The 22341-nt window shown below is 70.2% G+C and carries 26 protein-coding genes; 9 read left to right on the top strand and 17 right to left on the bottom strand.

What is annotated here, in order from left to right:
- Positions 1-2: 2 nt before the first annotated feature.
- On the bottom strand, positions 3-2462 hold the full coding sequence (locus ACTWJ5_RS12035) for a glycogen/starch/alpha-glucan phosphorylase (protein WP_444438702.1): 2460 nt from the start codon (positions 2460-2462) through the stop codon (positions 3-5).
- Positions 2463-2662: 200 nt separating this feature from the next.
- Between ACTWJ5_RS12035 and ACTWJ5_RS12030 the strand changes: the two genes are divergently transcribed.
- Positions 2663-3037, top strand: coding sequence for a Rho termination factor N-terminal domain-containing protein (locus ACTWJ5_RS12030; protein ID WP_109933737.1), 375 nt, complete (start codon positions 2663-2665; stop codon positions 3035-3037).
- Between the two features lie 42 nt (positions 3038-3079).
- On the opposite strand, the gene ACTWJ5_RS12025 is transcribed toward ACTWJ5_RS12030, so the two are convergent.
- From ACTWJ5_RS12025 to ACTWJ5_RS12000, 6 genes are all read right to left on the bottom strand, one after another.
- Positions 3080-3931 carry an SDR family oxidoreductase gene (locus tag ACTWJ5_RS12025; protein ID WP_444438700.1) on the bottom strand — a complete coding sequence of 284 codons (852 nt, stop codon included), beginning with the start codon at positions 3929-3931 and terminating at the stop codon, positions 3080-3082.
- Between the two features lie 40 nt (positions 3932-3971).
- Positions 3972-4148, bottom strand: coding sequence for a metallothionein (locus ACTWJ5_RS12020; RefSeq protein WP_009619813.1), 177 nt, complete (start codon positions 4146-4148; stop codon positions 3972-3974).
- 423 nt (positions 4149-4571) lie between these two features.
- Complete coding sequence (gene ligD / locus ACTWJ5_RS12015; RefSeq protein ID WP_444438698.1) at positions 4572-7124, bottom strand: DNA ligase D; 2553 nt, start codon at positions 7122-7124, stop codon at positions 4572-4574.
- Between the two features lie 26 nt (positions 7125-7150).
- The gene (locus ACTWJ5_RS12010; RefSeq protein ID WP_064582905.1) at positions 7151-7603 is read right to left on the bottom strand and encodes a hypothetical protein; all 453 of its coding nucleotides are present in this window, start codon (positions 7601-7603) and stop codon (positions 7151-7153) included.
- A gap of 66 nt (positions 7604-7669) precedes the next feature.
- Positions 7670-7909 (bottom strand): metallothionein, encoded by a 240-nt coding sequence (locus ACTWJ5_RS12005; protein WP_043314121.1) that lies wholly within the window; start codon positions 7907-7909, stop codon positions 7670-7672.
- Between the two features lie 90 nt (positions 7910-7999).
- Positions 8000-8230 carry a hypothetical protein gene (locus tag ACTWJ5_RS12000; RefSeq protein WP_444438697.1) on the bottom strand — a complete coding sequence of 77 codons (231 nt, stop codon included), beginning with the start codon at positions 8228-8230 and terminating at the stop codon, positions 8000-8002.
- Between the two features lie 467 nt (positions 8231-8697).
- Here ACTWJ5_RS12000 and ACTWJ5_RS11995 point away from each other — a divergent pair, with 467 nt between their 5' ends.
- A complete protein-coding gene (locus ACTWJ5_RS11995) occupies positions 8698-9069 on the top strand; it encodes a DUF3509 domain-containing protein (protein ID WP_058072375.1) in 372 nt (123 codons plus the stop codon).
- A gap of 45 nt (positions 9070-9114) precedes the next feature.
- Here ACTWJ5_RS11995 and ACTWJ5_RS11990 read toward each other — a convergent pair whose 3' ends face one another.
- The 3 genes from ACTWJ5_RS11990 to ACTWJ5_RS11980 form a co-directional block, all read right to left on the bottom strand.
- On the bottom strand, positions 9115-9528 hold the full coding sequence (locus tag ACTWJ5_RS11990; protein WP_043266468.1) for a CBS domain-containing protein: 414 nt from the start codon (positions 9526-9528) through the stop codon (positions 9115-9117).
- Positions 9529-9604: 76 nt separating this feature from the next.
- Positions 9605-10156, bottom strand: coding sequence for an ATP-dependent Clp protease proteolytic subunit (locus ACTWJ5_RS11985; protein ID WP_444438694.1), 552 nt, complete (start codon positions 10154-10156; stop codon positions 9605-9607).
- Positions 10157-10466: 310 nt separating this feature from the next.
- Complete coding sequence (locus ACTWJ5_RS11980; protein WP_444438692.1) at positions 10467-11609, bottom strand: carboxylate-amine ligase; 1143 nt, start codon at positions 11607-11609, stop codon at positions 10467-10469.
- 152 nt (positions 11610-11761) lie between these two features.
- Between ACTWJ5_RS11980 and ACTWJ5_RS11975 the strand changes: the two genes are divergently transcribed.
- Together ACTWJ5_RS11975 and ACTWJ5_RS11970 are read left to right on the top strand one after the other, a co-directional pair.
- Positions 11762-13108, top strand: a complete 1347-nt coding sequence (locus ACTWJ5_RS11975; RefSeq protein ID WP_444438690.1) for an iron-containing redox enzyme family protein — start codon at positions 11762-11764, stop codon at positions 13106-13108.
- Positions 13105-14055 (top strand): methyltransferase, encoded by a 951-nt coding sequence (locus tag ACTWJ5_RS11970; RefSeq protein ID WP_444438688.1) that lies wholly within the window; start codon positions 13105-13107, stop codon positions 14053-14055. The genes ACTWJ5_RS11975 and ACTWJ5_RS11970 overlap by 4 nt, the downstream gene beginning before the upstream one ends.
- A gap of 5 nt (positions 14056-14060) precedes the next feature.
- On the opposite strand, the gene ACTWJ5_RS11965 is transcribed toward ACTWJ5_RS11970, so the two are convergent.
- Positions 14061-14276 (bottom strand): hypothetical protein, encoded by a 216-nt coding sequence (locus tag ACTWJ5_RS11965; protein WP_444438686.1) that lies wholly within the window; start codon positions 14274-14276, stop codon positions 14061-14063.
- 146 nt (positions 14277-14422) lie between these two features.
- On the bottom strand, positions 14423-14809 hold the full coding sequence (locus ACTWJ5_RS11960) for a response regulator (RefSeq protein WP_444438684.1): 387 nt from the start codon (positions 14807-14809) through the stop codon (positions 14423-14425).
- A gap of 260 nt (positions 14810-15069) precedes the next feature.
- Here ACTWJ5_RS11960 and ACTWJ5_RS11955 point away from each other — a divergent pair, with 260 nt between their 5' ends.
- Both ACTWJ5_RS11955 and ACTWJ5_RS11950 read left to right on the top strand, forming a co-directional pair.
- Positions 15070-15600 (top strand): hypothetical protein, encoded by a 531-nt coding sequence (locus ACTWJ5_RS11955; protein WP_444438682.1) that lies wholly within the window; start codon positions 15070-15072, stop codon positions 15598-15600.
- Between the two features lie 11 nt (positions 15601-15611).
- On the top strand, positions 15612-16061 hold the full coding sequence (locus tag ACTWJ5_RS11950) for a DUF421 domain-containing protein (protein WP_444438680.1): 450 nt from the start codon (positions 15612-15614) through the stop codon (positions 16059-16061).
- On the opposite strand, the gene ACTWJ5_RS11945 is transcribed toward ACTWJ5_RS11950, so the two are convergent.
- The 4 genes from ACTWJ5_RS11945 to ACTWJ5_RS11930 all read right to left on the bottom strand — a co-directional run bounded on the left by ACTWJ5_RS11945 (position 16039) and on the right by ACTWJ5_RS11930 (position 18722).
- On the bottom strand, positions 16039-17406 hold the full coding sequence (locus tag ACTWJ5_RS11945) for a cation:proton antiporter (protein WP_444438678.1): 1368 nt from the start codon (positions 17404-17406) through the stop codon (positions 16039-16041). The two genes, ACTWJ5_RS11950 and ACTWJ5_RS11945, sit on opposite strands and share 23 nt — an antisense overlap.
- A gap of 10 nt (positions 17407-17416) precedes the next feature.
- Positions 17417-17935, bottom strand: a complete 519-nt coding sequence (locus tag ACTWJ5_RS11940; RefSeq protein ID WP_275629523.1) for a DUF4142 domain-containing protein — start codon at positions 17933-17935, stop codon at positions 17417-17419.
- A 30-nt stretch (positions 17936-17965) separates the two neighbouring features.
- On the bottom strand, positions 17966-18385 hold the full coding sequence (locus ACTWJ5_RS11935; protein ID WP_275630453.1) for a low affinity iron permease family protein: 420 nt from the start codon (positions 18383-18385) through the stop codon (positions 17966-17968).
- 91 nt (positions 18386-18476) lie between these two features.
- A complete protein-coding gene (locus tag ACTWJ5_RS11930) occupies positions 18477-18722 on the bottom strand; it encodes a hypothetical protein (RefSeq protein ID WP_444438677.1) in 246 nt (81 codons plus the stop codon).
- A gap of 195 nt (positions 18723-18917) precedes the next feature.
- Here ACTWJ5_RS11930 and ACTWJ5_RS11925 point away from each other — a divergent pair, with 195 nt between their 5' ends.
- From ACTWJ5_RS11925 to ACTWJ5_RS11915, 3 genes are all read left to right on the top strand, one after another.
- Positions 18918-19427, top strand: a complete 510-nt coding sequence (locus tag ACTWJ5_RS11925; RefSeq protein ID WP_444438675.1) for a ferritin-like domain-containing protein — start codon at positions 18918-18920, stop codon at positions 19425-19427.
- Positions 19428-19437: 10 nt separating this feature from the next.
- Positions 19438-19647, top strand: a complete 210-nt coding sequence (locus tag ACTWJ5_RS11920; protein WP_444438673.1) for a DUF2795 domain-containing protein — start codon at positions 19438-19440, stop codon at positions 19645-19647.
- Between the two features lie 139 nt (positions 19648-19786).
- Positions 19787-20902, top strand: coding sequence for a mechanosensitive ion channel family protein (locus ACTWJ5_RS11915; RefSeq protein ID WP_444438671.1), 1116 nt, complete (start codon positions 19787-19789; stop codon positions 20900-20902).
- 9 nt (positions 20903-20911) lie between these two features.
- Here the strand turns inward: ACTWJ5_RS11915 and ACTWJ5_RS11910 are convergent, their stop codons facing one another.
- Positions 20912-21982, bottom strand: a complete 1071-nt coding sequence (locus tag ACTWJ5_RS11910; protein ID WP_444438669.1) for a DUF748 domain-containing protein — start codon at positions 21980-21982, stop codon at positions 20912-20914.
- Positions 21983-22341: the final 359 nt, after the last annotated feature.

Raw genomic sequence — 22341 nt, 5'->3', positions numbered from 1 at the left:
CCCTAGGCGCCGCCCAGCGGCACCTTCCAGATGTCCTCGGCGTACTCGCGGATGGTGCGGTCGGAGGAGAACCAGCCGACCCGCGCGGTGTTCAGCACCGCCGCCCGCCACCAGCGCGCCGGCTCGCGCCACAGCGCCTCGACGCGTTCCTGGGCCTGCCAGTAGGCCTCGAAGTCGGCGCAGAGCATGAACCTGTCGTCATGGCGCAGCCCGTCGACCAGGGCCGCGTAGCGGTTGGCGTCGTCCGGCGAGAACACCCCCGAGCCGATGGCCTGCAGGGCCTCCTGCAGGCGCGGCGAGGCGGCGATCTCGCCGGCCATGGACAGCTCGCCGGCGTGCTTGCGCGCCTCCACCTGCTGGGCGGTGAGGCCGAAGATGAACAGGTTCTCCAGGCCGATGCGCTCGGACATCTCGACGTTGGCGCCGTCCAGGGTGCCGATGGTCAGCGCGCCGTTCAAGGCGAACTTCATGTTGCTGGTGCCCGAGGCCTCCAGGCCCGCGGTGGAAATCTGCTCGGACAGGTCCGCCGCCGGGATGATGGCCTCGGCCAGGCTGACGTTGTAGTTGGGGATGAACACCACCTTGAGCAGGCCGCGCACGGTCGGGTCGTCGTTGACGATGCGGGCGACGTCGTTGGCCAGTTTGATGATCAGCTTGGCCTGGTGGTAGCTGGGCGCGGCCTTGCCGGCGAAGATCTTCACCCGCGGCACCCGCGGGGCGGCCGGGTCGTTGCGGATGTCCTGGTACAGCGCCACGGCGTGCAGCAGGTTGAGCAACTGGCGCTTGTACTCGTGGATGCGCTTGACCTGCACGTCGAACAGCGCCTCGACGTCCAGGCGGATGCCCAGGCGCTCCTCCACCCGCTGCGCCAGGCGCGCCTTGTTGTGCCGCCGCTGCTGGGCGAAGCCGCGCTGCACAGCGGCGTCGCCGGCGTGGGCCTCCAGGGCGCGCAGGCGCATCTCGGGGTCGTCGAGCAGCTCGCGGCCGAGGAACTCGCAGAGCAGCCCGGTCAGCTCCGGGTTGGTCTGGAACAGCCAGCGGCGGAAGGTCACGCCGTTGGTCTTGTTGCTGATGCGCCCCGGGTACAGGCGGTGCAGGTCGCGGAACACCGTCTCGCGCATCAGCTCGGTGTGCAGCGCGGATACGCCGTTGACGCTGTGCGAGCCGAGGAACGCCAGGTTGCCCATGCGCACCCGCCGGCCGTTGTCCTCCTCGATCAGCGACACCGCGCGCAGCAGGGCGAAGTCGTGGATGTCCTTGGCGCGCAGCGCGTCGATGTGGAAGGCGTTGATCAGGTAGATGATCTGCATGTGCCGCGGCAGCATGCGCTCCATCAGCCCCACCGGCCAGGACTCCAGGGCCTCGGGCAGCAGCGTGTGGTTGGTGTAGGACAGCGTCGCCACGGTCAGCCCCCAGGCCTGTTCCCACGGCAGGTAGTGGTCGTCCAGCAGTAGGCGCATCAGCTCGGCCACGGCGATGGCCGGGTGGGTGTCGTTGAGCTGGATGGCCACCCGCGCCGGCAGGCTGGCCAGCGCCAGGCCATGGTCCAGGTGGCGCTGCAGCAGGTCCTGCAGCGAGGCGCTGACGAAGAAGTATTCCTGGCGCAGGCGCAGCTCCTGGCCGGCCTCGGTGCTGTCCGCTGGGTAGAGCACCCGCGAGATGCTCTCGGCGCGCGCCGTGTCGGCCACCGCGCCGAGGTGGTCGCCGGCGTTGAAGCGGTCGAGCTTGAGGGTTTCCTCGCCACGGGCGCGCCACAGCCGCAGGGTGTTCACCCCGGCCCGCCGCCAGCCGACGATGGGCATGTCGTAGGCCACCGCGCGCAGGCGCTCCATGGGTTCCCAGTGCTGCCGCGCGCTGCCGTCGCTGCCGTTGATGGCGTACACGCTGCCGCCGAAGCCGATGCTGATGCTGCATTCCGGGCGCTCGAACTCCCAGGGGTTGCCGAAGTCCAGCCAGGTCTCCGGCTGCTCCTGCTGCCAGCCGTCGGCGATGCTCTGGCGGAACAGCCCGTGCTCGTAGCGGATGCCGTAGCCGTAGGCGGGGATGTCGAGGGTCGCCATGCTCTCCATGAAGCACGCCGCCAGGCGGCCCAGGCCGCCGTTGCCCAGGGCCGCGTCGGGCTCGGCCAGGCGCACCTGCTCCAGCTCCACGCCCAGCTGCAGCAGCGCCTCGCGGGCGATCTCCAGCAGGCCGAGGTTGCTCAGGTTGTCGATCAGCAGGCGGCCGATGAGGAACTCCAGCGACAGGTAGTAGACGCGCTTGCGCTGGCCGCGGTCGATGCTCCGGCTGGCCTCGTCCCAGCCGTCGACGATGTAGCGCCGCGCGGCCAGCGCCACGGCCTCGAACCAGTCGTGGGCGTAGGCGTCGGCGGCGTCCTTGCCGACGTCGTAGCGCAGTCGCGTCAGCACTTCCTGCTTGAAGTTCTCCACCTGTTCGGGCACGGGGGTGCTGGAGCCTTGCATGGCGTGTTCTCCGCGGTTCGCCTGTGGGAAACCGGCGGCGCCGGCGGCCGCCTCGTGTATCTAGGCCCGGTGCGCCGGCCAGAGTTCAGGTGTTTTCCCCGCCCGGGGCGGCCGTCCGTCCGAATCGCTGAACACCGCCCGGCACCGCGGCCTCTCCCGAACGAACCCCGCAGTGAAGCGGCCGCGAAAGGAGAAGAGCGATGCCCCGAGGCAGCAAAGACAAGTACACCGACAAGCAGAAGCGCAAGGCCGAACATATCGAGGAAAGCTACGAGGAGCGTGGCGTGTCCAGGGACGAGGCCGAAGCGCGGGCCTGGGCCACCGTCAACAAGCAGTCCGGCGGCGGCGAGCGCTCCGGCGGCTCGGGCCAGAAGAAGAGCCCGGGAGCCAAGGCCGAGTCGCGGCGTTCCTCGGCGCGCCGCGCGGTGGCCACCAAGCACGGCGTGCCGCGCCCCGGCCAGCGCCTGGAGGCGATGAACAAGCAGGAGCTGCTGGAGCGCGCGCGCCGGCAGAACATCCGCGGGCGCTCGAGCATGCGCAAGCAGGAGCTGATCGAGGCCTTGCGCAAGGCCTGATCCCTGGCCCCTGGAGCTGCATTGCGCCAGGGGCCGGGCGTCTCAGCCGTTGACCACGGTTCCGCCGTTGACGTGCAGCACCTGGCCGCTCATGTACGAGGAGTCGGAACAGGCCAGGTAGACGTAGGCCGGGGCTAGTTCGTCGGGCTGGCCAGGCCGCCCCATCGGGGTGTTGCTGCCGAACTCCGCCACCTCCTCGGCGCTGAAGGTCGAGGGGATCAACGGCGTCCAGATCGGCCCCGGGGCCACGGCGTTCACCCGGATGCCGCGCTGCACCAGGTTCAGCGCCAGGGAACGGGTGAAGGAAGTGATGGCGCCCTTGGTCGAGGAATAGTCGATGAGCCTGGGGTTGCCCTTGTAGGCGGTGATCGAGGTGGTGTTGACGATGGCCGCGCCCTCGCCCATCAGCGGCAGCAGCGCCTTGGTCAGCTGGAACATGCCGAAGATGTTGGTGCGGAAGGTGCGCTCCCACTGTTCCTCGCTGATGTCTTCGAGGGAGTCGGCCGGGTGCTGTTCGCCGGCGTTGTTCACCAGCACGTCCAGCCTGCCCCAGCGTTCCTTCAGGCGCCGCGCCACCTCGGCGCAGAAACCGGCGTCGGCGATGTCGCCGGCCAGTTCCAGGCAGTGCTGGCCGCAGGCCTCGATCAACTGGCAGGTCTTGGTCGCGTCCTCGGTTTCCTCCAGGTACAGCAGCATCACGTCGGCGCCCTCGCGGGCGAAGGTCAGCGCCACGGCGCGGCCGATGCCGCTGTCGCCGCCGGTGACCACCGCCACCTTGCCCTCCAGCTTGCCGGCGGCGCGGTAGCTTTCCGAGGCGAACTCCGGCGGCGGCTGCATGATCTCCTCGCGGCCGGGCTGCTGGTCCTGGTGCTGGGGCGGTAGTTTCTCGCTCATGGTGGCTGTCCTCCGGTGCGTGGGTCGGTATCGCGGGCCGTCAGCCGCGCGGCGGCAGTGTCTCGCCGCAATGGCAGTGCGGGTCCTGGCAGTGCTTCTCGCCATCGGGATGGCCGTCCGCGCAGGCCTGGCAGCAATAGGCGCGGCCGTCGGCGAACACGGCGGCGGCGCCCAGGCTGCACTGGCAGCCGGGGCAGGCGCAGGGTTGGTCGCTCATGACAGGTCTCCTCCGCTTCGTGGCGCGGGGCCGCAGCCCCGCCGGTCACAGGGTTCGGCCGGCCGTGGGCGGCGGAGTTCAGCTTTTCCCGCCAGCGGCCCGCCGGCCGCGCGCATTTCCCTGCGGCTATTCGCCTGCCTGGGGGCCTAGCGAACCCTGAGGTGAGGAGCCGCCGGTGAGCGCGATCGCGGACGAAGTCCGCTCCTACGTCCGTGCGTCCTGGGGCCCGACCTACATTGCAGGCGAGCACGGCTTTTCGTAGGAGCAACTGTCTTGTGCCGAGGCGCTTTTCGTAGGATGGGTTGAGCTTGCGAAACCCATGCGGTCGTGGCGATGGGTATCGCTTCGCTCAACGCCATCCTACGGATTGTGTTTGCGGACGTAGGAGCGGACTTCGTCCGCGATCCGGCCGGCAGGCCGGCCTCAGCGCTCCTCGCCCAACTGCTGCCACATCCGCCGCGTCAGGCGTTGCCGGGTCTCGCCCCAGCTCGCCCAGGGATCGTCCCTGCCCTTCAGCGCCAGGCGCTCGTCGATGTTGCCCAGGTTCCAGGCATTGGCGCCGCGCAACGCATCCAGCTCGCCCTCGGCCACCGGCACCGACACCGGCAGGCCTTCGCGGGCGCGGACCGACCAGGCGCACACGGTGCTGGCGCCGCGGCTGTTGCGCAGGTAGTCGACGAAGATCCGCCCGACGCGGTTCTTCGGCCCGGATACGGCGCTGAAGCGGTCCGGCATCTGCCTGGCCAGGTAGCGGGTGATGGCGTGGGCGAAGTCCTTGACCTCGTCCCAGCCGTGGCGGCGCTCCAGCGGCACCAGGATGTGCATGCCCTTCCCGCCGCTGGTCTTGAGGAAGCAGGCCAGGCCCAGTTCGTCGAGCACTGCGAGGGTCAGTCGGGTCGCCTCGATCATCCGCGCCCAGGGCAGGCTGGGGTCGGGGTCTAGGTCGAGGACGAAGCGGTCGGGGTGCTCCAGGTCGTCCACCCGGGCGTTCCAGGTGTGCAGCTCGACCACGCCCATCTGCGCGGCGCCGGCCAGGGCCTTGGCGGTGGCGATGCGCAGCAGCGGCGCGTGGCCCGGGTCCAGGCGCGGGTCCAGCTGTTCCACGCCGGGCATGGCGTTGCGCGAGGCGTGGCGCTGGAAGAACACCTCGCCGCCGACGCCGTCCGGGGCACGCAACAGCGACACCGGGCGGTCGCCGAGCCAGGGCAGCATGCGCTCGGCGGCCCTCTCGTAGTAGCGCGCCAGGTCCAGCTTGCGCAGGCCGCTGGCGGCGTCGATCACCCGCTCGGGGTGGGTGATGGCCACGCCGGCCACCTTCGCGTCGTCCTTCGCCGCCTTGCGCGGACGTTTCGCCGCGGGCTGCGCGCCCTCCCCGGCCGCCGGCTTCGCGCGTTCCTCGACTATCGCCTCGGCGGGCTTGTCGTTGCGCAGGCCGTGGAACACCGCGTGGCGCACCAGACCCTCGCGGGTCATTTCGGCGAAGACCACTTCGCAGAGCCGCTCGGGGCGCAGCCAGGTCACGCCCTGGAAGGCCTGGCCGCGCGGCGGCGAGGCCAGCGGGCAGGTCTTGCTGGCCAGCGGGCGCAGGCTGTCGTGCACCCGCTTGAGGGTGGCGGCGTCGAAGCCGGTGCCCACCTTGCCGGCGTAGCGCAGCTCGCCCTGGTCGTCGTGCAGGCCCAGCAGCAGCGCGCCGAAATGCCGGCGGCTGCCCTTGGGCGGGGTCAGGCCGAGGATGACGAATTCCTGGCGGCGCTTGCACTTGAGCTTGATCCAGTCGGTGGAGCGGCGCTCGACATAGGCGCTGCCGACACGCTTGCCGATCAGCCCTTCCAGGCCCAGGCGGCAGGCGCTGTCGAGGATGCTGCGCGGGTCGTCGGTGAAATCCTCCGAGTAGCGCAGGCGGTCGCTGGCATTGTGCTTCAGCAACCCGGCCAGCATGACGCGGCGCTGCTCCACGGGCTGCCGGCGCAGGTCCTCGCCGTCCAGCCAGAGCAGGTCGAACAGGGTGTAGCGCACCTCGTCGCTGGCGCCGACGTCGAAGGCGTTCTGCAGGCGCTGGAAGTCCGGGCGACCCTCCTCGTCCACCACCAGGATTTCGCCGTCGAGCCAGGCGGACTGCAGCGGCAGGGCACGCAGCGCGGCGCAGATGTCCGGCAGGCGCTCCGCCCAGTCGTGGCCGTTGCGCGTCTGCAGGCGCACCTCGCCCTTTTCCACCCGCGCCAGGATGCGGTAGCCGTCGAGCTTCAGCTCGTAGCGCCAGTCGCCCTCCGGGGGCGCATCCAGCAACGTGGCCAGTTCCGGGGAGATGCGCTCGGGCATGGCGCCGGCCTTGGCGGCCTTGCGGCGCGGCGCCTTGGCCGCGGCGGCGCGCCTGGGCGGGTCGGCCGGCTTTTGCGCCGGCGCCGCCTCGCCGGGCAGCGTCCGCCCGCTGAGCACGCTCTGCGGCGCCTCGGCGAGGATGTCGTGGCGGGGGAAGTCGCGGGCCTGGTCGTCGCGCCCCTTGACCAGGAACCACTGTGGCTTGCGCCCGGCCATGCGGGTGCGGATGAGGTTCCAGCTGCCGTGCAGCTTGCTGCCTTCCAGGCGGAACTTCAGGTGGCCGTTCTCCAGACCCTGCCGCGGGTCGCCCAGGGGCTGCCAGCGGCCGCGGTCCCAGACGATGACGTCGCCGGCGCCGTAATGGCCCTCGGGAATGTGGCCCTCGAAGCCGGCGTATTCCAGCGGGTGGTCCTCCACCTCGATGGCCAGGCGCTTCACCGAAGGGTCCAGGCAGGGCCCCTTGGGCACCGCCCAGCTCTTGAGCACGCCATCGAGTTCCAGGCGGAAGTCGTAGTGCAGGTGGCTGGCGTCATGCTTCTGGACGACGAATTCCAGTTCCCCGGCCTGGTGTCCGGGGGCCTCGCCGCGCGGCTCCGGCGTGCCGCTGAAGTCACGGCGGCGGGCGTACTCCTCCAGGCTCGGCGTATCACTGGCCATGGGCGTTTCCTCCGCGGCGGGCCGCTTCAGCGTTCTTCCTCGTCAGTGTCCGGCGGCGACACCTGGTCGGTCCAGGGCTTGCCGTCCAAAGGCGCGGAGCGGCCCAGCTCGGCCTCGTCCAGGCCGATGCCGCCGCCGATCTCCTCCTCGCCCACCACCCGCAGTTCGCGGTCCACCGGGGTTTCGTCGGCGGGCTCGAGTTCGGACTCGGTGCCTTCGTCCAGCAGCGTCTCCGGGGCCAGGTCGTCGCTGTCCACGTGGTCCTCGTACTCGCCATCGACCAGGGTCTCGCCGCCGGTCATGCCCATCTCGGCAGCCCGCTGCGGCGGGAACTCCTCATTCACTTCGCGTCGCGGACGCTCGTCGCCGATGCGGCCCTCGGCGCGCTCGTCCTCGAAATCCAGTTCGCGCACCGAGCCCATGCGGTCCTCGGTGTCGTCGATTTCCTGCGGCTGGCTGTGCTTGCGATCATCGCTCATGGCCTTCTCCTCTTGCTGAGCGCCGCCCTGTCCGGCCACCTACGGGCCGCGCGCGGCGCATGGGCCTCAGGGGGAAATGGGGTCGCTGGCGGGGAAGGTTTCTTCCAGGGAGTGGTCCAGTTGCCGTTCCTGCGCCTTCTTCAGCCTGCCGCTGTCGGCGCAGGGGCATTCGGGGTCCTTGCACTGGCGGTCCTCGGGGTGGCCCTGGGCGCAGGCCTGGCAGCAGAAATAGCGGTCGCCCTCGCGCACGGCGGCGGCGTCCAGCTCGCAGATGCAGTTGGGGCAGGCACAGATATCGGGTTTCATTTCCAGGCTCCTCCGTGCGTCAGCTCTACCTCGGTTGAGCCGGACGCAAGCGGGGAGTTCAGCTTTTCCCGCGGGCGACGCCGCCGCGCCTCAGGCGGCGGCGTAGGTGCGGATCAGCTCCTGGCCCAGGCTTTCCACCTGCTCGACGGTGCAGAGTTCCTCGCCGCTGATGCCCACCACCGTGGTGGGCGCCCTGCCCTGCGACGGGTGGCGCAGGCTGATGGCGTAGCAGCCATCGAGCTGGCGGCAGCAGTTGAAGCGGAACCCCGGATGGTTGTGCTGCAACAAGGCTTCGATTTCGCCACGAGTGAAATGCGTCATGCGGATACCCTCCCCGGGAAAAGCCCCTCTTTCGGGAAAAGGTAGCGCCGGTCGCCAGCGAAAAAAGGCTGGCAGGACGCCATCCTTTGGCCATGCAGAATGCCTGATCGGCGAAAGCGCTCCGCGGGTCATCCACTTAGCGCGGGCCGCGGACCTGCGCGTCGCTTTCTTGTCGCCCCAAAAAGCGCCGGGCCCGACGAGCGGTACGCGCCCCAGGGCGTTATCGGTACCGCCGTACCAACCGCCGGCGGGCCTGCCGCAGCCGCGGCGCGCCTCGACACCACTTCGCCAGCATCCGGGCTTGCAGTAAGGCGCCGAGCGCTGTCGAGGCTTTGCAATACGCAAGCATCAAAGGGCCATCTATCAGGATAAAAAACCAGCAAAAACAGTCATTTAGAAATAGCGACAAGGGCGGAACGATCGCTGCAAAGTCATCGGCTACCCAACCAACACACAGGGAATACGTCATGCCTGCCATTTCCAACGCCGCCATCGAATACCTGCAGAACCAGTTCCGCGCCTATGCCCCGCAATTCTCCTACCGCCCCGACGGCTCGGTGCTGATGGACCTGCACGACGCCAACGGCGAGCGCATCGCCCTGCGCGTGCTGCACAAGGAAGAGCAGGAAAACGACGTCCTGCTGAACAACCTGGTGGAGCGCATCCGCCGCGACCTGATCACCGAGTCGGGTCCGCTGCAGCCGGACAACGTCGACTGGTTCCTCAAGCGTATCGAGCTGCGCACCTTCGTCCCCGGCAACTACCGGCACCGGCCACGCAAGATAGTGGTAGCCGGCGAGCGCCTGCGCGCACTGGCCGAGCGCAACCCGCGCTGGTAACCCCCCTGCCCCGCCGCCGGCATGCGCCGGCGGCGGGACCTGCGCTCAATGCGGCCGCGCCACCGCCCGCAGCAGGTTGGCGCCCAGCTTGTCGGCATTGCAGCTGGCGACGTTGGCCAGGGACACCACGCCCACCAGGCGTTTCTGCCGGTTCACCACCGCCAGGCGGCGCTTCTCGATCTGCCCCATGTTCTTGGCCACGTGGTCCAGCTCCTCGTCGTCGAAGCAGTAGCAGACGCCGGGACTCATCACCTCGCTGACCGCCGTGCGCCCGTCCAGGCCATCGGCCAGGCCGCGCACCACCAGGTCGCGGTCGGTGACCACGCCGGTCATGCGCTCGCCCTCGCCGACGATCAGGGCGCCGATGTCCGCCTGGCGCATCAGCAGCGCCGCCTCCTGCAGGGTGGTGGCCGGGTCGATGGTGCGGACTTCGCGGCTCATGACTTCGCTGACTTTCATCGCTGTTCTCCTCAAGGGTGGACTCACCTGTGTGGAAAGTCCGTCGCCGCCAGGGTTCGAAGAATCTGCCCGGGCGTCAGGCGTGCACCGTCCACTGGCAGGTGGAGCCGGCGATGGGCATGGCGTCCACCCGCTCGATCAGCCCGCAGGCTATGGCTTCCTGCGCCCCGAGGATGCGCGGATAGGCCATCAGGTAGCTGGGAATGTCCAGGCGCTCCGCCGCGCCCCGGGTGCGCTCGTCGACGATGTCGGCGTAGAGCTTCAGGTCGTAGTCCAGGCTCATGGCGTATTCCGCCATGCGCGCATGGTCCACCGCGCCGTGCAGCGACCAGTGGAAGGGATGGAACAGGAACTTGCTGTACAGGCACGCGGTGCGCACCTGGCCGGCGAGGAACAGGACGTTGCCCATGGATTCGACTGTGCCGAGGTTGTGGGTGTCCACCTGCACCGGCAGCGAGAGCAGGTAGTTGTAGAGGGTGAAGCCGTAGCTGCAGTCGCCGCCCATGGTGGCGATGTTCAGCTGCAGGTGGCTGGCGCCCTGCTGCAGGGCGCGGGTGCAGGTGCTGATGAGGTTGCCGCAGGTGGAGGAGTTGATCGGGCCGGTGAAGTGGATGATATGGGTGGACATGGGGGCTCCTGGGGGCATGGGTCGCTGGGCTGGACTCTCTGGTGAGTCGCGGGGGGGCTGGGGGAGCCATTGGGGCGACGAATGGTGGGGGTGGAAGTGGGTTGGGCTCGGGCGAGTCCCTTTTGTCAAACGGTGGAAGGCCCCCCGCAAAAAGGAACCCAAAAGGCTTGCCCCGCCATAAGGGCCCGACAGAGTCGGGCTACCCTCGCGAATTCCTACGGCGTTATCCGGCAAATCGCGGACAGAGTCCGCTCCTACGCCCGTGCTTGCCTGGAACCGAGCGGACTCCGTCCGCGATCGGGCTCACCGGCTACTCCAGCCCCACCGGCGCCTGGCTGTTCTCTTCCAGCAACTCAACCACCACCTCCCGCAACGCCTCATCCACATCGCACCCGCGCGCCAGGTGGCGGCGAAAACTGCGAACCTGCCGCACCGCGCTGCCACCCTCACGGGCCAGCCGGCAAGCGTGGGCATAGGCCCATTCGTTGCCGGCACGCGCCGCTGTCCCACACTGCGCCCAGGCCAGTTCCAGCCACCGCGCCAGGTCCACGCAATCCCCATCGGCCAGCAGAAAGCGCGCCCGGCAACCGTGGCGCTGGGCCTGCCAGTAGTTCTCCGCCAGCAGCGCCCGCAGCCGGTGCGGCTCCTCTGCGTCGGCATCGGCCATGGCCTGGGTAAGCAGCGCGCGGAACAGCCCGGCGATGCACAGCGCATCGGCCAGGCGCGGGCAGGCGTCGCTGATGCGCAGTTCCAGGGTCGGGTAGCGTGCCGAGGGCCGGACGAACCACCAGGCGTGGCCCGGCTCGCGCATCAGGCCCCGGGTATGGAGCAGTTTCAGGTAGGCCTGGTAGGCCGGCTCGTCGTCGAACCAGGGCGGGATGTCCATGCGCGGCCACTGCCCGGACAGCGCCCGGCGGTAGCTCGCCAGCCCGGTGTGGCGGCCCTGCCAGAACGGCGACGAGCAGCTCAGCGCCAGCAGCAGCGGCGCCCAGGGCAGCACCCGGTTCAGCAGCGCCACCCGGTCCGGCCCCGGCGGCACTTCCACATGCACGTGCAGGCCGCACAGCAGGCTGTTACGGGCCGGCTGCACGTAGTCCTCGAACAGGGCGCGGTAATGCGCCGGCTCGCTGGGCGCGGCGTCGGCGAGGCGGCTGAACGGGTGCGCGCCCACCACCAGGCTACGCAGGCCGTTGGCCCGGGCCAGCTCGCTCAGCTGTGCGCGGCCGCGGGCGAGGAAGGTGGCGGCCTCACCCAGGTCGCGGAACACCGGGCTGACCAGTTCCGCCTGGCACTGGAACATTTCCTCGGCGAAGCAGTTGCCCAGCGCCCGGCGGCAGGCCTGCACCCATTCGGGCGGGACCTGCCGGGCCAGGTCGAGGCTGGCGCCGTCGACGAGGAAGGCCTCTTCCTCGATGCCGAAGCGGGCCGGTGGGTGGGCGGGCGTCGCGACCATGGGGATCCCTGCCGGAAGGGTTACAGGATCGACGCCGCGGCCCCGTCCGGGGTTCCGTTTTTCCCACGCGCAGCCGCTGGTGCCGATCGTTGAAACCTTCGCCGCCGGCGCCACTCGCAATGTTCAGGAGCCATCGCCAGAGGAGCCGCCCCATGAACCTGCCCTGCACTCCGCCCCGCGAAGAGGCGGTCGATGCCCGTTCGCTGCACACGGCGCTGCTCCATGCGCCCCTGGAGCACCTGACGGCGGCCGAAACCTTCCTCGACCGGCAGCTGCGCCAGGCGGCCGAGCTGCCCGTCGACCTGCCCGACACCCCGGCGGCCTGGCCGCAGTGGCTGGACGCGCGGGCCGCCCGCACCGCGCGGGACTATGCCCGGTACCTGGCCGAGCGGCATGCCGGCGCGCCGCGGCGCTACTTCCGCAACCGCGCCCACGCGCTGCACTTCCTGCGCGGCGTGGCCCCCACCAAGCTGGTGGACGGCGCCTGGCTGTATGGCGTGCTGGGCCATGCCGGCGACGCCCGCCTGCTGCCCCTGCTGCATACCTACCTGGAGGAACTCGGCCGCGGCGTGGCCGCCAGCAACCACGTGCTGATCTACCGCCACCTGCTGGAAAGCCTGGGCTGCGCCGGCGCGGCCGAGCTGTCCGCCGAGCACTACGTGCAGGGCGCGGTACAACTGGCGCTGGGCTGCCTGGCCGGGCAGCGCCTGCCCGAGCTGATCGGCTACAACCTGGGCTACGAGCTGCCGCCGCTGCACCTGCTGGTGACCACCTGGGAGCTGCAGGAGCTGGGCATCGACGCCACCTACTTCCGCCTCCACGTGACCATCGACAACGCCAGCTGCGGCCACGCCCGCCGGGCCCTGCAGGCGCTCTACAACCACCTGCCGGACAAACCGCGGCGCCGGGCCTTCCTCGCCCGGGTGCGGGCCGGCATGGGGCTGAACGACGTCGGTCTGTCCAGCACCCAGGTGATCGACGGCTTCGACCTCGACCGCGAGCTGCTGGCCATGCTGGAACGCAAGCAGCCCTTCGCCCGCCACCTGCACAGCGACCGCACGCGCATCCAGGGCCGCACCCTGAACCAGTGGCTGGCCGCGCCCTGGGGCGTGGCCGCGCTGCTGCGGGCGCTGCAGCAGGAGGGCTGGATACTGCGCAACGCCGACCCGGCGCACAGCCGCTTCTGGCGCCTGGTCAGCGGCCCCGACGCGGCCATGTTCGGCGTCTTCGATGGCTACGAGCAGCAGTTGCTGCACGACTGGATCGCCGGCAGCTGGTCGCCCGCCCCTGCCCGGCGCGCGCCGCGACCGGTGGCGCTGGAAGCGGCGCCGGCCGATCTCGATGCAGAGGAGTGCCGGCTGCGCCGCGAACTGGCCCAGCTGGCGCCGCACCAGCGCCGCCAGCACCTGCTGCCGCTGCTGGCCCCGCAACACCACTGGACGCCGCTGGGGCTGCTGGCCACCCGCCTGTTCAGCCAGGACCTGGGGGTGGCGCCATGACGCCGCTGCCGCCACGCCTGGAGGCACTGCTGGCGCTGGGGCGGCGCCTGCGGCGGGAAGGCTACGCCTTCGTCACCGTGAGCCCGGCCACCCACGCGCGGGTCAATGCCCGCGAGGAAAACGCCCAGGCCCGCGACCTGCGCGACGTCTTCGGCTGGAGCCGGCCCTTCGCCGAGGACCTGCTCGAGCGCTCGCTGTTCTCCCTGCTGGCGGCCGCCGACCTGTTGCAGTGGGACGGCCGCCACTGGCGCAGCAAGGTGCGCTGGTCGAGCCTGGAGGACCAGTTGTTCGCCCATTCGGCCTACCCCACCGAGGCGGCCGAGGCGGTGTTCTTCGGCCCCGACACCTACCGTTTCGCCCGCGCCATCGCCCAGCACCTGCGCACGCTGGACAGCCGCGATATCCATCGCGCGGTGGACATCGGCTGCGGCGCCGGGCCCGGCGCCATCCTCCTCGCCGGCGCCTGCCCGCGGGCGGAGGTGCATGCGGTGGACATCAACCCCCACGCCCTGGCCTTCACCCGCGTCAACGCGCTGCTGGCCGAGGCGCCGCAGCTGCAGGTGCGCCGCAGCGACCTGCTGGAGGGCCTGGCCGGCGACTTCGACCTGATGGTCGCCAACCCGCCCTACATGCTCGACGCGGCCCAGCGCACCTACCGCCATGGCGGCGGCTCCCAGGGCGCGGAGCTGTCGTTGCGCATCCTCGAAAGCGCCCTCGGCCGCCTGGCGCCCGGCGGCAGCCTGCTGCTCTACACGGGCGCCGCGGTCATCGACGGCGAGGCGCCGCTGTGGCGCCAGGCGAGCCGGCTGCTGGCGGCCCGCCCCGGCTGGGAATGGCGCTACGAGGAACTGGACCCGGACGTGTTCGGCGAAGAGCTGGAAGTGCCCGCCTACCGCCAGGTGGAACGCATCGCCGCGGTGCTGCTGACGTTGCGGCGCCTGGCCTGAGGGCCTCAGGGCTGGCGGTAGTGCCCCGGGGTGGTGTCGCGCTCCTGGCTGCGCTTGACGCGGCTCACCTGCACGTCGCTGATGCGCGCGGCGGGGCCGTGCAGCCCCTGCAGGAAGTCCAGCGCCTCTTCGGCATCGAGGTCATCGTCGCGGTGCAGTTCCAGGGTGGTGGGTTGATCGTCGAGGATGTAGCTGACCAGGTACAGGGGTTTGCTACCCATGGGTGTCCTCCTTTGCAAAGATGATTGCAGGCAATCGCCGGCTCAGGCCCGTTCGCCGCGGCAGGCGCGCCGGTGGTAGTCGGGCAGCGCCAGCAGCGCGCGGCGTTCGGCTTCGTTCAAGGCTGCCGGCATGCCCTGCTCCTTCTTCACAGCCACGGCTGCACGGGCGGGCTGTGCAGCGCCACGTCGATGGCCAGGCCCAGTTCGTCCAGGCCCACCGGCTTGAGCAGCACGGGGTAGGAGCGGCCGTGGGTGGCCGAGCGCTGCGGGTCCTGGGTCAGCACCAGCACCCGCGTCAGCGGGCGCAGCGGCAGCGACGACTGGATCAGCGCCGGGCCGGTGTGCGGCCCGGCGAAGGGCTCGTCCACCAGCATCAGGTCGATCACCACGGAGGACGACAGATGTTCCAGCGCCTGCTCCGTGTCGCCCGCGCTGAGCACCGCGTAGCCGCGGTCCAGCAACAGCTGCTCCAGGCGCCATAGCTGGTCGGCCTGCTCGGCGAGCAGCAGCACCACCTTGTCCGTTTCGATCATGTCTCGTCCCTCCTGTCGGTGAATGGGGCCTTTGCGCTACCAGGCAGGAACCGAGCAAGAACCACGCCCACCCGCCACCAGGGAGCGAAGCCCGGCGCAGAGCACCCGCGCCACGGCACATGGCAGGACGACATCAGCAGAATGCGCTGCCGGCCCCGCCGTGCGCTGCAAAATGCCCAGCGCAGCCGCCGGTAAGCTGGCCGGCACCAAGCGGCGCCGCCGCAGTCGCAGCAAAGAGCGGCCAAGCAAAGGTACCCGCCATGACAGAGCATCCTCGCCCCCTCCCGGCCGAGCCCGCTGAGGAGTTCAGCGAACGCAGCTACCCGGTCGACGAGCACATGGCCGGACAGCGCCGGGCCTGGCGCCTGGAGCGCCTGGGGCTGGCCGTCCTGCTGGGCATCGTGCTGGTGGCCCTGAGCGGCCTGTTCGCCAGCGGCCCGCTGAGCTCGCGCCAGCTGGCCAGCCAGGATGGCCGGCTGCAGGTGGAGTACGAGCGCTTCGGCCGCATCGGCGCCAGCCACAACCTGCACGTGCGCCTGCGGGGCGCCCCGGGCAGCCCGGCCGAGCTGCGCCTGGGCGGCGACTTCCTCGCCCGCCAGAGCGTGCAGAGCCTGCAGCCGATGCCGCGCGGCGACAGCTGGCGCGGCGGGCTGGCCATCCACGGGCGGCACGACGAGCGCGGCGAGTGGCACCTGTTCCTGACCTTGCTGCCCGACGCGCCGGGCCTGCTCGACTACCGGGTGGAAGGCGCCGGCCAGGCCCTGGAATTCAACCAGCTCATCTACCCCTGAGGAGGTGCCCCATGGAGTCGGTCCTGCGCGCCGCGGCCATCTACCTGCTGTTGCTGATCCTCTTCCGCATCGCCGGCAGGCGGTCGCTGGCGGACATCACCACCTTCGACCTGCTGCTGTTGATGATCATCGGCGAGGCCACCCAGCAGGCCCTGCTGGGCAACGACTTCTCGCTGATCAACGCGGCGCTGGTGATAGTCACGCTGATCGTCATCGACGTCGGCCTGTCGCTGCTCAAGCTGCACCATCCGGCGGTGGACCGGCTGATCGAGGGCTCGCCGACGCTCATCGTCGAGTACGGCCGGCCCTTGCGCGCGCGCCTGGCCGAGGCGCGCCTGCGCGAGGAAGACATCCTCCTCGCCGCGCGCCAGACCCAAGGCCTCGAGCGCATGGAGCAGATCCGCTTCGCCATCCTGGAGAAGAACGGCAAGATCTCCATCATTCCCGAGAGCGACAGCTGAGCTGGGCGCGCTCGTAGCGTTCGAGCAGCGGCTGGGCGCTCAGCCCGTGCAGGCAGATGCTCAGCGCCACCACGCTCAGCACCAGGTCGCTGGCGGTACCCAGCGCCTGCGGCGAACCGGCCTGGTTGAGCGCGTGGCACAGGTAGAACAGGCTGCCGATGCCGCGGATGCCGAACCAGCCCAGCAGCCAGCGCTGACGCGGCGCCAGGGCGCGGCGGGTGACCAGCAGCCAGACCAGCGCCGGGCGCAGCAGGCAGAACAGCCCCAGCGCCAGGGGCAGCGCGCGCCAGTCCCAGTGGTGGGCCAGCAGCGCGCCGAGCAGGGTCACCAGCAGCAGCGCCAGGGAGCGCTCCAGCAGGTCGCCGAAGGAGAGGATGTCGAGCATCACCGCCCCGGCGGCGACCTTGGGGTGCTCGGCGCGGTCCGCGCCGAAGGCGATGGCGCCATGGGCCTGCCCCGCCTCGCGGACGTGCGCGGCCTCGGCCTGGGCTTCGGCCGGGTCCTCGCGCTTGCCGATGGTGGCCACCTCGGCGTGACGCAGGCCGATGCCGGCCGCGAAGCAGGCCAGGAAGCCCCAGCCGCCGAGGCTTTCGGCGCCCACGTAGGACAGCGCGATCAGCGCCATGGCGAGGAAATCGTTGGCCGACACGCTGGTGTCGGTGTGCCGGGCGCGCAGGTGGATGGCCAGCCGCCCTACCCCGTAGCCCAGGCAGTAGCCGGTGAGCAGCCCGGCGGGAATGGCCCAGCACACGTCCAGCAGCAGCCAGTGCGGCAGTTGCCGGAGCAGCGCCGGGGCGCCGCCGGGGGGCTCGCTGAGCAGCAGGAAGGCCGCGCTGACGAACGGAAAGGCCACCCCGTCGTTCAGCCCGGCCTCGCCGGACAGGCCATAGCGCAGGGCGTCGTCGTCGCTGGCGTCGTCGACCTGGACCAGGCTCGCCAGCACCGGGTCGGTGGGCGAGAGAATCGCCGCCACCAGCAGCGCCAGGCCCCAGTCCAGGCCCAGCAGGTAGTGCGCCAGCGCCGCGCCGCCGGCGATGCAGCCCAGCAGCACCGGCCCGGCCAGCTGCCAGGTGGCGGTCCACACCGGCGAGCGCAGGCTCTGGCGCATGCGCAGCCCGCCGATGAACAGCGAGATCAGCAGGGTGGCCTCGGCCAGGTGCTCCAGCCAGGGGCTGATGCGGCCGATGTCCGCCTGCCACAGGTCCAGCCCCAGCGGGCCGATGGCCAGGCCGAACAGCAGGTACAGCAGCGAGGAGCTGACCGGCAGCAGGCGCAGGTAGGCGGAGCTCAGGCCGAGGGTCAGCAGGATGCCGCCGAGCACCAGCAGCCACTGGTTGAAGCCCATGGGCCGGTGCTCAGTCCGCGGCCGGCGGGTGTGCCTCGCGCAGGGCCCTGGCCGCGCGCAGGTCGTCCTCCAGGCGCGGCAGGCTGGACTTGGCGAAGGCTTTCAGCTGCGGGTCCACCAGGTTGCGCGCGGCATTGCGGTACTGCTCGATGGCGCGCTCGTACAGTGCCACCTCGGCCTGGGCATAGGCGGCGTCGAAGGACGCCTCGCGCACCCCCAGCAGGGCCTCGCGGGCCTGGTCCGCCAGGCCCGGGTCCTCGCGCGGGGCGAGCTTCTCGCCGTGGGCCAGGGAGGCCAGCGCGGCACGCTGTTCCTCGTGGCGGCCGACCATCTCCCGGGCATAGGCCTGCACATCCGCGGCGCGGCTCTTGCGCTGGGCCAGTTGGCCGCTCCGGATCGCCGCCGAGCTGATGCCGGTGGCGGCCTCGACGAAGTCCTGCGGGGCCGAGACCGGCATGTCCAGCGCCAGGGCCGGCCCCTGCAGGCACAACAGGGCGCAGCAGAGACAGAAGGTGCGAAGGCTTGGCATGGCGGGGCTCCTCGGCAGGTCGGGTGGGTGTCAGCGCGCTGGCGGCGGGTCGTCCTCGGCCTGCTCCTGGTCGGCCACGCCCTGGGGCGTATCCCCGGCGCAGGCGCTCTCGCCCATGCGCTGGTAGGTCTCGCGCAGCTTCTGCAACTGCTCGGCGTCCAGCTCGTCCAGCCCCATCAGGGCGTCGTGGGCCGCGTGGGTGGTGCGCAGCAATTCGTCGATCTTGATGTGCAGGGCGTCGGTGTCGCGGTTCTGGGTGTTCTGGATGAGGAACACCATGAGGAAGGTGACGATGGTGGTCGAGGTGTTGATCACCAGTTGCCAGGTGTCGTTGAAATGGAAGAAGGGCCCGCTGACGGCCCAGACCACCAGCAGCGCGCAGGCCACGGCGAAGGTCGGCGGGCGCCCGGCCCATAGCGACAGCCACTGGGCGAAGCGGGAAAACGACAGCCCGCCGGGCTTTTCCCGCTCGGCGCCAGCCGCGGCCGGGGATGCCTCGTCGGCCCCCGGCGCGGCTGCCTTCGCCGCTCGCCCCGGCCGCTCAGCCCGGGCGCTTCTCATCGCCGCCCCCCTGGATGTCGATGTCCTCGGGCGAGTACTCCTCCGTCGACGCCGGGGGCTTCTGCACGCACCCCTCGTCGTCGCTGCCCTCCTCGGGCGTCTCGATGACCGGGCCGGGCCGGCGCGGTTCGCCCTTGCGCTCGCGTACCGGCGCCTTCGGCGGGTCGTCATGTTCGGCCACGGGGCCGGGGCGGGGTTTCTGCACGATGGTGTTCTTGTCGCTCATCACGTTCTCTCCCGGGGCCGAGCCCCCAAAGCCTCTGGTGTCGCCCTCGGTGGAAAAGCGCCGCGGCCGAGAGTTCAGAAGTTCTCCCCGGCGGCACCCGGCGCCCCGCGCCGCCACCCGGTCGGGCAAACAATCTGAACGCTCCGCGGCCGCGCCCCTCCCAACAGGCACACCCCACCCGAGGAGGACCATGCGATGACAAGCAAGAAAGACAACCTGCTGGACTGGCTGCGCGACGCCCACGCCATGGAGCAACAGGCCGAACGCATGCTCAAGGCGCAGGCCGAGCGCCTGGAGCACTACCCGCAGCTGAAGACGCGCATCGAGGCGCACCTGCAGGAAACCCTGGAACAGCAGCGCCTGCTGGAGGGTTGCCTGGAACGCCTGGGCAGCAGCCCCTCCACCTTCAAGGACGTCGGCGCCCGGCTGATGGCCTTCGCCCAGGGCATCGGCGGCATGACCGTCAGCGACGAAGTGGTCAAGGGCGCCATGAGCGGCTACGTGTTCGAGAACATGGAGATCGCCGCCTACACGGTGCTGATCGCCGCCGCCCGGGCGCTGGGCGACACCCAGACCCAGGCCGTGCTGGAACGGATACTGCCGCAGGAGGTGGCCATGGCCGAGTGGCTGCGCGGCCACCTGCCGGAGCTGACCCAGGCCTTCCTCGCCCGCGACAGCGACCCGGACGCCGAGGCCAAGCGCTGACGGCCGGGAGATGAACACGAGCCAGGGCAGCGGCGGCAAGTCGCCCGCCATCCTCACCGCCTACCTCAAGGGCATCGATTTCCCGGCCAACCGGGAAATGCTGGTGGACCCGGCCCGCGGCAACGGGGTCGGCAGCAGCCTCATCGAACCCATCGGCAAGCTGCCCGACAAGGACTACGAAAACATGGCCGGCGTGATGGCCTGCTACAGCGAAACCTGAGGTGCGCGCGAACCTGGCAACCGGCCGGTTGCCAGGTTCTTTGCGCAGCGAGCGACCCGCCGCGGCGCGCCGTTTTCCTGAACTTCTGCCGCCTCGCCCCGACCAAGACTACTCATACGCATCGATAAGGGGGAACACCATGGCGTCGCTGAATTCCTGGCTCGAGCTCGCCTTCCTCGGCCGCCTGCTGCTGGTGGTGGCCGCCGCCTTCGTGGTAGCCGGGCTGCTGCACCTGCTCATCGGTTCCCTGAGAAAGCGCCTGGCGGCCAGGACCAGCCAGTGGGCCCGCTATGCCTCGGCGATCGCCAACAGGACCAGCAACCTGCTGCTGTTCGCCTTCTCGCTGATGCTGGCCCTCAAGCTGGTTGCCCTGCCGGGCAACTGGGAGGCGGCGCTGACCCATGGCTGGTTCGTCATCCTGGTGCTGCAGGTGGCCCTGTGGCTCGACGCCTGCGTGCGCCTGTGGACCGGCGAGCTGGCCCGCTCGCGCTTCGGCGGCATCCGCAACCCGGTGATGGCGACCCTCCTCTCGGTGGTGATCCTGATCGTCGTCTGGGCCGTGATGCTGCTGTCCATCCTGGCCAACCTGGGCGTCGACATCACCGCGCTGATCGCCAGCCTGGGCGTGGGCGGCATCGCCGTGGCGCTGGCCGTGCAGACCATCCTCAGCGACGTGTTCGCGTCCCTCTCGATCGGCTTCGACAAGCCCTTCGAGATCGGCGACTTCGTGGTGTTCGGCGACGTGGCCGGCACTATCGAGCACATCGGCCTGAAGACCACGCGCATCCGCAGCCTCAGCGGCGAGCAGATCGTCTGCTCGAACACCGAGCTGCTCAAGCAGACGCTGCATAACTACAAGCGGATGAACACCCGGCGCATCGTCTTCCAGTTCGGCATCAGCTATCGGACCTCGGCCGAGCAGGCCAAGGCGGTGGCGGAACTGGTGAAGGAAATCATCGACGCCCAGCGCGAGGCGAAGTTCGACCGCGCCCACTTCCTCTGCTTCGACGAGAGCCGCCTGCTCTACGAGGTCGTCTACATCATGCAGACGGCCGACTACAACCGTTACATGGACGTGCAGCAGCAGATCAACCTGGGGCTGCTGGCCGGGGTGCAGGCGCTGGGCGTCGACTTCGCCTTCCCGGTCCGCGAGCTGCGCAACGTCGAGGCGCCGGGCGATGCCCCGCGCGGCCCGCAACGCCATTTCGCCCGCCCGCCGGCGCAGGACGGCGGCCAGGGCTCCACCAGCCATTGAGCGGGCGCCTCAGTCCTCGGGCGCGGAACGCTCGTAGCGCGCAGTGAAGGCCTGGATGAAGGCGTTGCGCAGGATGCCGAGGAAGGCCTGGAACGCGCTGACGTCCCGGTCATGGATGTTGCCGCTGAGCTCGACGCGGGTCGCGAACTGGTCCTTGCGCTGGTTCTTCAGCAGCGTCTCGCCGCCGCCCACCAGCGCCTCCCAGATGGAGCGAAACAGGCCCTTGTCCTTCTCCTCCACGTCCTGCTGCCAGTTGAACACGTCGACGTCGCGCAGCAGCGGCTTGATGTAGCCGCTGAGCCGGCCCTTGTCCGCCCTGGCCTCGATCACCAGGGTGCCGTGGCCCTGGTTGAAGTCGAACCTGCCGTAGGCCGCGGCGAAGTCGTTCACCCGCCGCAGCTCCACGTCGCTGGCGCGCAGGCGCAGCTCGAAGTCCTCGAAGTTGGCGAAGGGGTCGAAGGACGCCTGCACTTCCAGCGGCGCCTGGCCGAACAGCTGGGCGTGGCCTTCGAAGCGGGCCACCCGCTCGCCCTTCTCGTCCCTCACGTTGGTCAGGTTGTACAGGCTCGCCTGCACCGCGCTGGCGGTAAGGTGCACCGGCGGCCTGGAGCGGTAATTGCGGAAGTGGATGCGGCCGTCGTCGATGCGCACCTCGTCCAGGGTGATGGGCAGCAGCTTGTCCAGCTGCTCGCGCCAGTCGGTGCCGGCGCCGCTCTGGGAGTCCTGGCGGTCGCCGCCGTCGACGAAGTTCAGCTGCGGCCGCAGGAACACCACCCGCGCCACGATGCCGTGGTCGTACCAGAGCGCGTGCCAGCTCACCGAGAGGTCGATCACCGGCGCGTCCAGCAGCGGCACCGGCACCTTGCCGTTGACCTTGACGATCTTCAGGCCATTGATCCGGTAGGCCCCGCGCCACAGCGCGAGATCGACGTCGGCGAGCTGGCCGTGGTAGTCGCCCATGCGGTCGAGCTTGCCGTTGAGGTAGTCGCGGATCACGTAGGGCAACGCGACATGCGCGACCAGCAGCAACGCCAGGATCGCCAGGACGCTCGACAGGAGCAGGCTGTAGCGTCTTTTCATCACCGCCTCCGGAGCTTCTCTGGCAGTGGACTGGCGCAGCGGACGGCGAGTTCAGTGCGGTGGCGGCCAGTCCGCGATGGGTGCGGCTAGACGAGTGTGGAGTCAGGGTTGGCAGCAGTGTGTGGGCGAAGTCCGTTGCCCTCACCCCAGCCCGCTCCCAGAGGGAGAGGGGGCTGTCCGTGCCATCGGGGTGTCCGGTGCGCTCGGTGAGTCTAATCGCGGACAAAGTCCGCTCCAGTTCCGGGAAGCCCGTAGGATGGGTTGAGCGAAGCGATACCCATCACCACGGCCGCATGGGTTTCGCCAAGGCTCAATCCATCCGTTGAGGCGCACCTCGGCGCGGCCGGCAAGACAGTTGC

Source organism: Pseudomonas sp. A6 (assembly GCF_052367875.1).
Lineage (GTDB): Bacteria > Pseudomonadota > Gammaproteobacteria > Pseudomonadales > Pseudomonadaceae > Pseudomonas > Pseudomonas citronellolis.
Note: the sequence above shows the minus strand (reverse complement) of the source record. Positions and strands in the feature narration are given on the sequence as shown.